This is a genomic window from Candidatus Omnitrophota bacterium (genome assembly GCA_040755155.1).
Classification (GTDB): Bacteria; Hinthialibacterota; Hinthialibacteria; order Hinthialibacterales; family Hinthialibacteraceae; genus JBFMBP01.
Genome location: JBFMBP010000039.1, coordinates 121770 through 136297 on the forward strand (window position 1 = coordinate 121770; position 14528 = coordinate 136297).

Consider the following 14528-nt stretch of genomic DNA (forward strand, 5'->3'; position numbering starts at 1 on the left):
GTCATTGGGATTCGGAACCGCCTTGCTGGGGAGCTTGTTCCTGGCCGCCTCGGCGCGGAGGTTGTCCCCCGTTTTGTTGGGATCGCTGCCGCATCGCGTCTCGTTCTTCCTGCGACATATTTTGGAAGCGCTGGCGCATCTGTTCGCGTTGTTCAGGGGTCATGTTTTGAAAATCAGGCCTGCCGCCGCCCATCTGACCGCCGCCCATTTGACCGCCTCCCGGTTGTCCCTCGCCTGGTTGCCGATTTTGGAAGCGTTGCCGCATCTGTTCGCGTTGTTCAGGAGTCATGTTCTCAAAATCGGGCCTCCCGCCGCCGGTACGTCCTCCTCCCGAACGCCGTCCCGAGTTTGCGCCATCCATACCGGGCATGGCTTGATCCGCTCCCGGCTGCGAAGGACGTCCCATCTCCGATCCTGGCTGGGGTAATGGATTGGCGGCTTGATTTTCTTTGGCTTCCTTTAGAATTTGCGGAATATCGTCGGCGTTTTTGAAACGATCTTCTCCGGATACCTCCGCGGAAGAAAGCGGAGGATTCGTCCATACGATCTCTCCTTTTTTCAAACCGCTCTTAATTTGGGCAAGCCGGTTGTTATCCAGCCCCAATTCGACCGTGCGTTGTTCCCATTGATTCTCTTTGGCCACATACACGGAGAATTTATCTCCGATGCGCAATACGGCGGGAATAGGGACATACACGGCGTCTTCAAAATAGTCGACGATAATAGCCGCCTCGCAGCCCATGCCGCTGCGCAATTCGTCTCCATTGCCATCGATGAAAACCTGGGAGTCGTATACTTTTAGATCGGGATTCATGAAGATGCTCTGGGCGTTAGGCAGCGGAGCGATCGTAGCTACTTTGCCCGTAAATACTTTTCCGGGTACGGCGTCCACCGTGATGCGGACGGGCATGCCAATGCGGACTTTTTCCAGACTGGATTCCTGAAGCTTCACTTCCGCCATATAGGAGGAAGTAGTCGGCAAGTGAATCAGTTCTTCCCGTTCGCGAACCTGCCGTCCTTCCTGCAGAGGTTGATCGTTGCCGCCGAACATGCGCCGCCCCATTTGCACGCTGGTGGCGTAAACAACCAAACCGTCCATAGGCGCCTTGATGACGGCTTTGCCAATCTGATCGTTGATTTTCTGCAACTTGTTTTGTTCTTGCTGGTATTCGGATATTTTCGCTTGCAGCGCCGCCGAGGCTTGTACGATATTGGCGTTCGCTTGCCGTTTGGTTCTTTCCAAAGCCATATCCGCTTGGGAAACGTCGCTGACCAATTGTGCGATTTGCCGTTTGTAAGTGAATTGTTGAAGAAGTTCCAAATCGGTTTGAGCTAAATCTTTTTGAATTTGAATTCGAGTAGCCGAGAGTACGTCCGTTTGCAATTCGGACTGAGACAGATATTTTTGATCGAATAAAATCTTCGACCATTTGACTTTTTCTTGCGCCAGATTCAGTTCTTCTTCCCGTTGTTTGATCATGGAGAGAGATTCTTTTTCCAATTTGGGGAATTCGCCCTCAAGATATTTCCTCAAATCTTGTTTGGCGAATTCAAAGACTAAATCCGCCTTGTCGATATCGCTTTGCGCCTGGCTTTCCACGATCGCCAGATTCTCCCGCGCATTGATAAAAGCGGCCTCGGCGTTTTGCACTTTGATTTCCTGATCGACTCTCTGGTCGATCAAATTGCTGACGTCCAATTCAACCAGGATGTCGCCGGTTTTGACGCGGTTTCCTTCGGGAATGATGAAGAGGATCGTGCTCGATCCTTCCAGTTCGTTTTTGATGATTTCCTTGTTGCGCGCTTGAATGGTTCCCGCCACATCGACGCTGATGGTGAGCGGTCCTTGCTGCACTTCGTACGTCGGTTGGTTGCGGAGGGGATTCTCCTGCAGACGATTGTTGATGGTGGCGTAACTGATCCCCGCGACGGCGGCTAAGGCGACGATGACGAACCAGAAGGATTGGCGGCTCAAAATTCCTTTTTTCGATAGATTGGGTTGCGCGTTCATTTTTTTAACTCCTGGGGAGAATATTCTTTCCACATTCCATTTTCGTCGACGAGCAAAACATCGAGATCGCGCTGCAATTCCAATTCGGCTATGCGGTAACGAACCATAGCCGACGTCAGCGAGTTTTGCGACGAGAGCAACGCCCGTTGCGCTTCCAACACGTCGCGGATGATGACCCGTCCTGCTTGCAGCGAAAGATTGGTGCTAGTTACGCGTCGCTGGGCTAGATTTACGGCTTGCGCTTGAATTTGCAGGCTGGCTCGGGCGTCTTGCAAAGTGCGCAATCGGCTGCGAATGCTCAATTTGATGGAATCTTCCGTATCCTGCAAATCGCGAGATGCTTGTTCCAGGTCTAAGATGCGTTCCCGGTAGGTTTTGATTTCCTGGGTTCGTTCGATGGGCAAATCCAGCGTCAATAAAGCATTATATCTTCCTTTTTCGAAGTTGAGATCGCCGCCGCTTTTAGCGCTTCCCAATAACGTCAATTCCGCTCGCAAATCGTCCGCCGCCACCACCAATTTTCGTTGCGCATCGTAGACTCTTCCGATGGAGGCGCGCAAATCGAGCCGGTTATCCAGAGCCAGTTGGATGGCCGCATCGACGTCCAATTCCATAGGACCGGCGTTTTCTTGCGTCAACGGACGCAGCTCGACGGGAGCATCTGCGGCGGGCACTTCTTTTTCCATCGCATCTATGCCGCTGCTTTGCGAGATGGACTTCGTCGATTCGGTCAACCGCGTCAGTTCTTCCCCATCGAGTTCAATATTCGCATCGGGCGGCAATCCCAAGGACATTTTTAAAGAATCCAACCGGTTTTGATAAGATATCTGGGCGCTGATCCATCCGTTGCGGGCGCTTAATTCGTCTTGGATGGTTTGATCGACTTCGATCGGCGATTTTTTCCCCGCATCGGCTTGGCGGCGCATGAGCCGGGTGTAGGTGATGGAGCGTTGATAATTGGCTTCGGCGTTGTCGATTTGATCGATGGCCTGCAAAACCGATAGATATTCCGAGGCGATGGAAACCGCAAAAGTACGTTTGTATCGCTCGAAAGTGTAGATGGCATAGACGGCATTGCGTTCGGCTTGGGTTAAATTTTCCGCGAAGATGTGTTTTCCCGAACCGCGCAACAGGGGAATAGTGATCGAGGCGTCTCCCGAAGCATCGATGTCCGTTTTGTCGAAGGGATTCAGCATTTTAATCAGATCGAAGCCGATTCTGGCGGAGAGTCCCACGCCGTTCAACAATTGACGGGAGAATCCGCCCGATTCCGAGTTCGTAAAAGTGTTGGTTGTTTTATTGCCGCCTAAGTTGGATTCGATGGAGTTGCTCAGCGAACCGGAGAAGGTATTCCGGTAACGGTCGCGCGTCAGATCGAGATTGAGCGCCGCCAGGAAAACGTCTTCTTTTCTCGATCGATACTCCTGATTGTTTTTAGCAGCGACTTGCAGCGCATCCAAAAGTTTCAATCGCAGCGGTTCGCTGGCGTAGGATAGAGTGGCATGGGAAATCGCTGGCTGCGCTTTCCAATAATCGTCTTTAGGCCAAAAAGGAATAGCCTCGATATCCTTGGCGCTCAATGACGCCGGCGAACTGTAAGGCAGCATTTGATCGAGCATCAATTTTTTCCGCAAGGATTCTTCAGGCGATTCGAGAGAGAACGGTTCGATGCGGCCCAGGGCTTCCATTTGTTTTTGCTCGATGATTTTGTAGGCCGTTTGATCCAATTTTTCCCGGTATTTTCCGGGAGAGGAACAACCGGCCAGCATCATTGCGCCTATCCCGAAGGAGATCAGTTTAAATAGAGTATGTTTGCGCAAAGTATGTTCTCCTCATGCTCAAAATGTCTATTTCTCTATCTATGAAAAACGGTCCGCATCGCTGAAGATCGTTTTTTGAGTATAAAGAATCCCGGTTTCTGAGATCGGTATAATCTTTTGTTTTGGCTATCCGTTCGGCAACCAACGATAGAATTCAAATGAAATCATTTTCACCCTATAGGTCATGGCGATTGCATAAAAAGTTCCACTTAATATTTGCGATGAAATGATTTATTCCTCAATTAACCAACATTGGCCGTTTGCCAGCGGATACTCTGCTCCCGTTAGAATTTGCCGATATTAAGTCCTCTCTTGTTTTTAAGCCTTGAAAGGGTGAAATAAGATAGCCCAGGCCAACGGCTTGGGAACAGGATCAACAAAAACATTAAGCAATGAAAGAGCGAAATAATTAATTCGTATTTCTTCTCTTCATACGGCTAAATAGGTTCATTTTGGCAATGATTTTCTAAGGAAATCTTCCTTTGCATCATCATTTAAAAAAACCGCCCTTCCTCGCCGTCTGTGAATTTTCCGGGGTTGACGATCGGAGGCAAGGGCAAAATTTTTTTACTCTTGACGATTTTAGATCGGAAGATGGATCGCGTCGTTTGATCCATCAATCTTTTTCATCATTTATCACTCGTCATTTCTATTATCCTCACGCCGTTTTCCGCCGATTCAAAAGCGAGAGTAGGAAAAAGACGCCGAATAGAATCGAAATGACGAACAAGGAGGGCGGCAGCTTAAGGGCGATCCGGTCCGCGGCGATGACGCCCGCCGCCGACGAGACCAGGCCTATGACGAGAGCGATAGGGAACAGGTTTGCAAAACGTCTCGCTGTCAGGGCGGCGCAGGCGCCGGGCAGGATCAACAAAGAAGTAACGAGTACCATCCCCGCCGCTTTGACGGAGAAAACGGCGGCGGCCGTTAAGAGAAAGAATAAAAGATAATGCAGAAAACGGATGGGAACCCCGGTAAGCGCGGCGTATTGCGGATCGAAGCAGAAAGCGAAGAATTCCTTATATAGGAAGAGAATCGCAAGCAAGACGGCGGCGGCGATGCCTGCCAGCCAGTAAAGCTCCTGCGCGCTGACGGAAGCCAGACTTCCGAACAGATAGGGAGCGATATCCACAATTTGTTCTCCGCCATTTCGTTGCGCCAGAAATATTTGTCCGAGAACCATGCTGACGCAGAAATAGACGCCAATGGCGGCATCCTCGGAAATCGTTTCCTTGCGGCTGGTCCAGGCCATAAGCCAAGCCGCTGCGAAACAGAAGCCCAATGCGATGGCGTAGACTTTCGTATCCGGAGCGGAGAGGGCGGGATAAAGCCATAGTCCCAAAGCCAGGCCGGGCAGTGCGGCGAAACTAATCCCTTGCCCAAGGAACGCCATCCGCTTCGCATTGACGAATACGGAAAGAAGAGAGCACGAAAAGCCGATCAGCAATGCGGCCAAGAGCGTCCGTTGCAGAAAGGGATATTGCGCAAAATCATGAGATAGAAGTTGAGAAAAATCTTGAAGAGCATCCATCGAATTGTTTTACCACCGTCCCTGCGGTTGAAATTTCTTCCCTCTCCATTCCTTATCCGCTTCGAGCGCGGCGTCCAATTCGCATGGATAATCGCCGGAGAAAGGCTTGCGTTTGAACAATTCGGCCCGTTCGTGCCAATGCAGCGTTCCGTTCAGGCAGGCGATGCGCTCGGAGCATTGGGCTAGATGGCGAAGTTCTTGCGTAACCAGAATAATGGTTAGATTCATTTCCCGCTTGATCTCTTCGAGGCATTCGAAGAATTGCGTCTGCCCGTCGCTGTCCAAGCCTTTCAACGGCTCGTCCAACAGCAGCAAGCGCGGATAGGAAACCAGAGCGCGGGCAATCAGAATTCTTTGGAGCATGCCGCAGGAAATTTCTCCAATTAGGTTGTCTCGCAAATGATCGATGCGCAACCGTTCGAGCAGGAAACGGGCGCGTTGTTTGTATTCCCGCTGTATGGGCAGAAATTTGCCGCTGACGCCGATGGCGCCCATCAAAACGGCGTCATAAACGGAGGCGGGAAAAGCGAGGGAGAAAGCGGGACGTTGGGGCGCGTAGCCGACGCCGGAACGTCCGCGCCGCCAGCGCCGGGGCTTGCGTCCGAAAACGGCGATGCGACCGCGCGACGGCTTGATTTCGCCGAGCAAGGCTTGCAACAGCGTCGTTTTGCCCCCGCCGTTGGGGCCGGCGACGGTCAGAAAATCTCCTTCTTCTACCGCGAGATTGACGCCGCTAAGCACTTCGCGTCCCCCGCGCCGGATGGAGAGGTCTTGAATATCCACAACGGGATGAAAACCGACTCCCGCAGCAAGCGGGGAATGGATACGCCCGGCAGGTTCATCCATCAACGCCATTGGAAAGGCCTTTCTTGAACGAATTGAGATTGTAACGCATAGTTTCGATATAGGAGCCGCGTTCGGGATCGTTCGGCGCTCCTAAAGCATCGAGCGGCAAAACGTTGCCCGCCTTCTCTTCCTTTATAACGCGAAAGCCGCGCTTCTGGTTCGAAGTCTCGACAAAAATAACGGAGCGAGGCCGATTTCGCAACGCTTCCGCCAACTCTTTCCCATCGGCATATGCCGTTTCCGCAAGGCCGTAGCGCCGCGCAAACGGCGCGAAGGAGCCGCCTGCGATCGCGTACTCCTTATGAGGCAGGATAGCGAGCGCTTCGCCGATTTCGCGATGCAGCCGATTCAATGCGAGAAGATACGCCTGCGTTCGTTCTTCGATTTCACTCTCTTTTTCCGGGAGAATGGCTTTCATCCGGTCTGCAAGGCAGCGAACGGCTTCCTGCGCCCAGATAGGATCGAGCCACAAGCGGGGATTCGTTTCCCGTTCACTCTCGCTGGAAGAAGCGATCTCGGCGATGCGTTCTTCCTGCCATTTTTGCAAATCGATAATCTCCTGTTTTTCTTCCACGGCGTCTTGGATATATTCTGTCACCCATTCGTCCCATCCATACCCCACTCGCACAATCAATTTAGCCTGATGAATCCGTTTCGCCTGCGTCAAATCAAGTTCGCTAAAAGGCAGAACAGCAAGAGGAGGTTGAAGCAGAACAACCTGGGAACCGGATGGAGCGATGTTTTGACACCAATCGAATAAAGGGAAAAGCGCCGTTGCCGCCAGAATATCTTCTGGTTCGTTGGCGGTTTGGCAGAATTGCATAAAAACCGAAAGAAATACGGCGAGAAGGGCTATTGCCGTTCTTCCAGCCAAATTGTTCTTAGTTCTTAAGTTAAAATACCTCATTGGTCTTTTCATTGCATGGTTCTTTGTTATGCTAGTATTCTGCGGCATTTGGAATAATTCCCTCTTTCTCTGGGAGAGGGGATGGAATTGCGTAACATGAGTTATTGAGTATAAATTGAAACGTCTTCATCATGGCAGCCGATGTTATTTTCCGATAAACGCTCATCCTTGAGAAAATTGCGATTGAAAACCCCGGCCGCTTTCTGCCTGCCGGGATTTCACGCCGATCCGGTTTGGATCAAGACGCAAGCGGAATATATCGAGCAATGCTTCTCCCTCGTCCGGCAATATCTATTAGCCTGCCGGGCCGATCCTTATTATGGCGCATATCTCTCGGAAATCGATTACCTGAAGCCTTATCTGGACCTTTATCCGGAAGAGATTTCCTGGCTTTCCACGCTAATCCAACAGGAACGTTCCATTGGCGGCGGGTCCTACAATCAACCGAACGAAACGACTATCGGCGGAGAGTCCATCATCCGCAATCTGCTGATAGGACGATTATATCATAGAACGTTATGCGGATTCGATGCGCCCGTCTATATGAATTGGGACGTATTTGGACACGTTCCGCAACTGCCGCAAATTTTGGAGCAATGCGGATTTCAGGCGGCGGTTTTCACGCGCACGAATTACCGCGATCCGTCAACTCCCGTCCCCGGCGTTCCTAATCTTTTTCTATGGCGCTCGCCCAATGGTTCGAAGATTTACGCCCAGCGCGTGAATTATCTTCTGCCTCCGGACGCGGATTTGAAAGCCATAGCGGCGGAGGCGTTGCAAGCCCAACAAAAAATCGGCTCTCTTCTAAACGCCGCCCTGATCCTGGACGCGGGGGATATGCAGCCGCCGCGTGCGGAAATCGTAGGCCGAGGGCGAGAACTATCCGCCGCAGAACCTTCCCTCGTCGTTACGGGTGCGGCGGCGAACAAATATTTTTCTCGCGTCGATACGCTCGTCGCCGCCAAGAAGATCGCCCTGGAAACCGTGACGCGGGATATGTCCCAATACAACGAAGGCTGCGAATTGACGCGCATGGATTTAAAGATCGCCAACCGGCTGGCGGAAAATTGGCTCTACGAAGCGGAACTGTGGTCTACCATCGCCTCCGCTTACGGGCATCCTTATCCTTCGCGGGAATTGGACAAAGCGTGGCGCCAGGCGTTGTTCTGCCAGCATCACGACGCCGTTACTGGATGCGGGACGGATGTGGTCTTCGTCGATATTCTTGATTGTTTTCGTGAAGCCGTAGAAATCGCCGTCAAGGAGCGGGATGCGGCGTTGGCGGCGTTGGCTTCCGCCGTCATGGTTCCCAAAGAGTATAAGGCCTCTTATCTTGTTTTCAATAGCCTCCCCTGGCGGCGGGATGGAGTCGTCCGCGCTTGGATAGACGTAGAAGGCGAACTCGATTCGCAGGCTTTGATGGACCGCCAAGGCCGGGAAATTCCTTATGAAGTCGAACATGCGCTGTTGAATCCCGATGGCTCCGTCGCCCGGGTTTTGGCGATGTGGACGCAGAAGGAGACTGAAGCGGCGGGTTACGGCGCCGTTCATTTCGCTCCCCGCGAGATTCCCCGTATGCCCTATATCATGGAAGGTCCGGCGCCCGCCTGGATCGAGAACGAATTTGTCCGTTTGAGCGTCGATGCTCATCGGGGCGGCGGCATCGTCAGCCTTATCGATAAAGAAACGGGAAAAGAGTTTATCAATCAAGATCACCCTCAGCCAGGCCATGATGTAATGCTTTTGACGGAAGGCGCGGGAGACGAACCGGCCTGGCGGTTGTTGACATCCGGCGAGAAGGAATTGGGCAGCGATAGAACGGCGACGGTTACCGCCATCGAGGGCGGCGTTTCCTCCCGTTTGATTATCAAAGCGGCTGGACCGGGACCCTGCAACCGCATCCAGGAAATTCGCATCTACCGCGAACTGCCTTTTATCGATTGCCTGACCATCCTGGATAATTATCAGGGCCGTAAACGGCAAGTGTTGGAAAAAGACCCCCGTCAAGTCCGCGATCTCTACCTTTTGGCGTTTCCCTTGAACTTGCAGGGAGCGATTCCCGTGTTGGAGGATCGTTTTTACGCCAAAGCCTACCGTAAAAGCTGCGGCGCGATGGAATTTTTCAGCTCCTTCAACCGCTGGGATTCTCAGCACGCCATGAATTCCTGCCACCGGTGGATGGATGTTTCCTGGACGTATCTTGTGCGCTTTCTGGAAAATAAAGAGGAAAAAGCCAGTTTGGCCGTAGGACCATCGGAAACGGTCATTGGCCAAGATAAGCATAGGGCGATACGCGACCGCCTGATTATACATCTGGCCCGCCACGGCGTAACTTGCACTCCTCGTTTCGCCCAGGACGATCCGGAGCCGGATCGGCTATTCCGCCAATGTTCGTTTTCCATCGGAACGGAGGAGGAGAACGCCTATACCCATAAATTATTGGAGCAAAACGCTGCCGCTAAAGCCTATTACGAAAAAGGCTTGAAAGAGATCGGTTGGGTGAGCCTTGTGCTGGAAGATCATTCCAGCGATTCCAAAGCGCCGCCCGTTCCGGTATTCCTATTCGCGGGCAAAACGGACGCCCTTTTATCGCAAGCGGTGGAGGACATGATTCGTTCCACAGTGGCGCATCGATGGGATTGCCCTATGGCGGCTTGTTTCCTAAACCATCCCGCCGTAGTAGAGGATTTCGGCCTGGCGGTAATGAACCGCGGAAACATTTTATGCAGCCTGGAAGCGGATCAGACGTTAGCTCTGGCATTGATGCATACGGCGCCCTATCCATCTCCCCAAACGCCTTGGCATTTCGATTTCGCCGAAAAGAAGAATCACGTCTTCCAATTCCGGCTCATGCTGCACCGGGGCGATTGGCGTCTCGCCGAGATTCCCCGCCGGGCGATGGAATACAATCACGAACCGCATGTCTTGAGAGTAAAGCCGCAGGAAGGTTCGCTTCCCGCGCATAAATCTTTCATTTCCATCGAACCGGGAAATATTCTCGTTTCCGCCGTCAAGCCGCAGGGATTTCCCGAAGCGGAATACCGCAATCCCAATCGCGAGGGATTGCCCATCATCGCGCGCTTTTACGAAGCGCATGGCGAAGAATCCAATTTATGGCTGGAGTATTGGCAGAATTTGCGCTCCGTGAAGGCGGTGCAGATCGACGAAACGCCCTTGAACCGGAAACGCGAAGTATTCCGAGAAGATCAATTTATCCGCGCCTTGGCTCACGCCAATGAAATCCTCACCTTACAATTGGATTTCAAACCGGAAAAAGGGATTTTCGCCAGGAACGCCAAAGAGTCGAAGCCGCCCTGCCTAGCGCGCACCCGCTACTGGCGGATGAACGAAGGCGCCGCCCCGATCGGATTTCTTCCCCTTTCCCTCTCTTTGCGGGGAGACAGCCGATCGAATTCGATTTCTCTCGAAACCACGGCGCTGCATTTCGACCTGGCGATAATCAACAATTCCGTTTCGCAAGAACGAGAGGGAGAAGTAGAACTGTCGACGCCGCCGTATTGGCGGGCGATTCCATCCAAAATAAAATATCGCCTCCAGGCGGGTGGATATCAAATCTTTCCGCTTCATCTGATTCTCGACGGCTCGGAAAGAGACGGCTTTTTTAAGGCGAAAACAGAATACGATGGAATCGTTCTGGAGGATTTGGCGCATTTTGGACGGATTCCCGAACTCGATTTGTCGATGACGTTGACGGAAGAAGCGTTTAATGTTCAATTGAAAAATACTTTTCCTTATGATATTTCCGGTTTCGTCAGTCTGATCGGTCCCGTTGAATCCTGGCCATCGCTTTTGGCGGGCGAGTATTCTCTATCCTCCATCGGTTCGCCGAAGCAGAATTTTTCCGTTTCATCCGGGGGTGAAGCGGTTTTGGCGTATCCCGTAACCGAATCGCCGAACCGATTCGGCTTGCATGGCGATCATCATTGGGTGATCATCAAATTGGCGGCGCACTATGCGATACGCTATTATCACGTGCGTTTAGACGGCGGAAAATCGGAAGGATTGGGAAGAATTCTTCATCCGCCTTACGAACGCCTCCCCAACGAATGATTTTTCACATAAACTTTAAAATTCGATATAGTAATGAGCCTCTTGCAAAACTACATTATTCCTCCCCCAAACTTGGGGAGGTTAGGAGGGGGTTGAGATAAGTCTAACAAAATCAACCCCCCTCTAACTCCCCCCAAGATTGGGGGGAGAATTGAAAAGAAAATTATACTATTTTTGCAAGAACCGCGTAATAGTAAATCGCTGGGTGGATTGAGCGAAGCGAGCCTCGCAAAAGTTTCTATAAAAATCCGCATCCGAGTTTTTTCGATAAAGTAATGAATTGGAAGCGATGGATAATTGGTTGGTCGGCGGTCTTTTCCCTAACCGTCGGAGCCATGGCGGCGGAAAAAGCCGATCGCGTGTTGATAGGCGAAATCGGCGGGAAAACGATCCGCTTGACGATGGTTCTCCTGGATGGATCGGAATACGTTCAAGCCTCGGAAATTGCGCCCTATCTCAACAAAGAATGGGAATACGACTCTTTTTCTGGGACGATGATCTTCAATGCGCCGAATGGAGAGAGGTTTGGCATTAAAATTGGGGATCAACGCATCCTGGCCGGTTCCAAAATCTTGCGCCATGCGTCCGCCCCCCCGATCCGGCGCAACGGGCGCATCTATATCCCGTCCCATTTCGCCGTAACCTATCTTTTTCCTAACGTTAAATTTACGGAAGCAAGTGCGAAGACGATCCCAACCGCCGCCGCGCCTTCCGAAAGCCCATCTGCTCTACCGTTAGCGGCGGCTACTCCCCAAGATTATATTTTTCGCTATCCTACGCGAACGCCTCCGCCTCCCACTCCTACGCCGTTTTTGTATCCCGCGGGGGGGACGCCTTTGCCTTTACAATATCAGACGCCCATTATTCCTTGGACGGCGGAAACTCCCGTCTCCCCTCCTGGCGATTTATGGACGAAAAGAATAATCGTTCTCGATCCCGGCAACGACCGGACCAATCCTGGCGCGGGCGGCGTCGGCGAAGTGCGCGAAGAAGAACTGACGCTGATCCTATGCGAAAAGATAGCCAAAGAACTTCTGAACGAACGCCGCTATGAAGTCGTTTTCACCCGGAAAAGGGGACAGGATTTAGCGATAGGTAACGACGAGCGGATCAAGGCGGCTAATGGAGGGGAGGGCAATGTTTTCGTCAGCGTCCAATGCGGCTCATTGTATTCCGATCGGGTTTCTCGAGGAGCGGTTTTTTATATGAATCGAGTGTTGGATGCGCCCTTGCCGATGGGAAAAGAACCGGGGGAAACGCCGCTCTTGTGCAAATCCTGGCGCGCGGCCTATCAGGATCAGGAAATCGCCAGCAACCTCTTGGGAAAAATCGTCAACCAGGAGATGCAAAAATGCTATCAAAATGAAGGCATCGTCCAACTCGATTCCAATCCTCGGCCCGCCCGCCTGGCAGCGCTGCGCGGTTTGACCATGCCCGGCATCGTCGTCGAATTAGGAAATCTCAATCACCCAATGACGGCCCAATATCTTTCCAGCGGCCGCATCCAAGAGAAAATCGCTTATCACATAGCGAAAGCTATTATCGATTTTCTTTATCAATGGCCCACAGCGGCGAACGGCGCCCAGGTTCCATGACAAACGAACGATGAGGATAACATGGCCAGTTTGATTGTTTTGGCATGAATCGAGGTTAGAAATCCGAACCCATGGATATACGCGCCCTAATCATTCTTTTATTAGTCATTCTCCTCATCGGTAGTTTGGGGACGGTGTATTATCTCTATGAGGAAGTTTACGTCCCAGCTGGCGATAGGCCTGCGCCGAACGCCGCTGCGAAGCCGAATGCGGCAATACCCGGCAATCTATCCATTGAAGTCGAAGTGTATTATCTTACGGAAGATCAGCAGCAATTGGCCGTGGAAAAACGCGAAATCGCTCCTACCAATTCCATTACAGAACGAATCGAAGTTGCGCTGCAATTTCTTTTGCGGGGGCCTTTATCGAGAAACCTGATTTCTCCGATCCCCAAAGGAACTCAATTGGAAAGTATTTTTTGGAGCGAGCCGGACGGGAGAGTTTACATCAGTTTTTCGAAAGAATTGCTCGCCATGGCGCCAGGACATGGCCTAAGCGAATGGGCGACGATTTACAGCATCGTCAACACGGCGGCGGCTCAATCGACGGCGGTGAAAGACGTATTCATCCTAGTGGGGGGAGCGATTGCGAGCCAACAAAACAACTTTAATACTCTATGGGATTGGTCTCTTCCATTCCGCCCCGATCATTCCTTAGTGCTGAATCCCGTACAATCCCAAAAACAGTGACTAGCGCTTCATTTCAATTGAAATTGTTCTATCTCCCAGAGGGCTGATCTTTTTCCGCAAGTTAAATAGAACATTCATGAACAGCGCCTTAACTTTTCTCTTGCCGCGTTTTTGAATCGCGAAACCTCGAAACGGCCCGAATTCCACGAAATTTTCGAATTACGGATTTCACGGGAATTCATTCATACGGCGCGATCCCTTCCACAATTTTTTTCCTTTTTTTTCGTGATTTTCTTTTTTATTTCGCGTTTTCGTTCGCAGCCCATAAGGCTGCCTGTCTTGCCGGTGAAAGTCCGGTCGCGGTAGTTGGCTGTTTGACCGCGTAGTCATATTCGACGCCTCTGCGAGGCGACTTGGGAGGTGAAAGCTCGGATGTAAACGTCCTGGCCGGTGCAGGGCTAGCAAACCTGCGGGCCGTAGCATTAAGCGAACTTTGCAGCCTCGTGACACGATCCACACTGGAACCGGAGCGCGCGGAAATTGTGGATGCCGAGCCTGTACGAAAAAGGTGAAGGCCAACGTCAGCGGTGAAGCAACAGTCAAGAGCAGCCGCTGAGTCTACCGGGGTACGGAAGATGGCGCGCAGGGACAGACAGGCAGAGTAAATTGGGGACCCTCTGGCCCTCCGGAGTAATCCGAAGCATCCCCGTCGGACGAAGAATAATAAGCCGACGGGAGAGGACCAGAGGCTCGGATGAGGCCATAGTAAGCGATGACCCGGCGGGACAGCATAACCCGCTGGCGAGCCAAGGGCCTCTGGACTGGATCGCCTCCATAAGAGGGTTCCGCTAAAATGTCCGCAAGGACTATAGGAACCTGAGAACGAGGCTGTGGCGGCGTATAAGTCGAGGTTGGACGAAGGTCGCCGTCGAATTCCAGTTTGAAGCCGTACTGGGGAAAACCCGCCGTACGGAATTTTAGAGGAGGAGCAGGGGACGGGGTGCATGGTCTGACGACCTTTTGCCACGACGCTGGAAACGGCTGATACATCGGAAGTCGTTGACCTAAACATTACCGCACCTGCTCCTTACTCGGCGATTCAACGCGACGATCATAAT

Annotated in this window: 9 protein-coding genes; 3 read left to right on the top strand and 6 right to left on the bottom strand. The window is 51.9% G+C overall.

From position 1 onward, the window contains the following. Position 1: 1 nt before the first annotated feature. The 5 genes from AB1656_05430 to AB1656_05450 form a co-directional block, all read right to left on the bottom strand. Positions 2–2011, bottom strand: coding sequence for an efflux RND transporter periplasmic adaptor subunit (locus AB1656_05430; GenBank protein MEW6234810.1), 2010 nt, complete (start codon positions 2009–2011; stop codon positions 2–4). Continuing rightward, entirely contained in the window at positions 2008–3831 is a 1824-nt protein-coding gene (locus tag AB1656_05435) for a TolC family protein (GenBank protein MEW6234811.1), read from the bottom strand. Before AB1656_05435 ends, AB1656_05430 begins: the two co-directional genes overlap by 4 nt. Before the next feature lie 658 nt (positions 3832–4489). Further along, positions 4490–5362, bottom strand: a complete 873-nt coding sequence (locus AB1656_05440) for a metal ABC transporter permease (GenBank protein ID MEW6234812.1) — start codon at positions 5360–5362, stop codon at positions 4490–4492. A gap of 9 nt (positions 5363–5371) precedes the next feature. Next, positions 5372–6217, bottom strand: a complete 846-nt coding sequence (locus tag AB1656_05445; protein ID MEW6234813.1) for a metal ABC transporter ATP-binding protein — start codon at positions 6215–6217, stop codon at positions 5372–5374. Next, positions 6201–7082 carry a metal ABC transporter substrate-binding protein gene (locus AB1656_05450; protein MEW6234814.1) on the bottom strand — a complete coding sequence of 294 codons (882 nt, stop codon included), beginning with the start codon at positions 7080–7082 and terminating at the stop codon, positions 6201–6203. The genes AB1656_05445 and AB1656_05450 overlap by 17 nt, the downstream gene beginning before the upstream one ends. Positions 7083–7298: 216 nt before the next feature. On the opposite strand from AB1656_05450, the gene AB1656_05455 reads away from it, so the two are divergent. From AB1656_05455 to AB1656_05465, 3 genes are all read left to right on the top strand, one after another. Then, positions 7299–11186 (top strand): hypothetical protein, encoded by a 3888-nt coding sequence (locus AB1656_05455; GenBank protein MEW6234815.1) that lies wholly within the window; start codon positions 7299–7301, stop codon positions 11184–11186. Positions 11187–11461: 275 nt separating this feature from the next. Further along, the gene (locus AB1656_05460) at positions 11462–12781 is read left to right on the top strand and encodes an N-acetylmuramoyl-L-alanine amidase (protein MEW6234816.1); all 1320 of its coding nucleotides are present in this window, start codon (positions 11462–11464) and stop codon (positions 12779–12781) included. A 71-nt stretch (positions 12782–12852) separates the two neighbouring features. Continuing rightward, complete coding sequence (locus tag AB1656_05465) at positions 12853–13470, top strand: GerMN domain-containing protein (protein MEW6234817.1); 618 nt, start codon at positions 12853–12855, stop codon at positions 13468–13470. Positions 13471–14028: 558 nt separating this feature from the next. On the opposite strand, the gene AB1656_05470 is transcribed toward AB1656_05465, so the two are convergent. After that, positions 14029–14460: a hypothetical protein gene (locus AB1656_05470; protein ID MEW6234818.1), complete on the bottom strand. Its 432-nt coding sequence runs from the start codon at positions 14458–14460 to the stop codon at positions 14029–14031. Between the last annotated feature and the right edge of the window lie 68 nt (positions 14461–14528).

What these genes read in the sequence shown, in the direction of transcription:
- AB1656_05430 (MEW6234810.1), bottom strand. Translation starts at nt 2,011, where the DNA reads ATGAACGCGCAACCCAATCTATCGAAAAAAGGAATTTTGAGCCGCCAA.
- AB1656_05460 (MEW6234816.1), top strand. Translation starts at nt 11,462, where the DNA reads ATGAATTGGAAGCGATGGATAATTGGTTGGTCGGCGGTCTTTTCCCTA.
- AB1656_05445 (MEW6234813.1), bottom strand. Translation starts at nt 6,217, where the DNA reads ATGGCGTTGATGGATGAACCTGCCGGGCGTATCCATTCCCCGCTTGCT.
- AB1656_05440 (MEW6234812.1), bottom strand. Translation starts at nt 5,362, where the DNA reads ATGGATGCTCTTCAAGATTTTTCTCAACTTCTATCTCATGATTTTGCG.
- AB1656_05470 (MEW6234818.1), bottom strand. Translation starts at nt 14,460, where the DNA reads ATGTATCAGCCGTTTCCAGCGTCGTGGCAAAAGGTCGTCAGACCATGC.
- AB1656_05465 (MEW6234817.1), top strand. Translation starts at nt 12,853, where the DNA reads ATGGATATACGCGCCCTAATCATTCTTTTATTAGTCATTCTCCTCATC.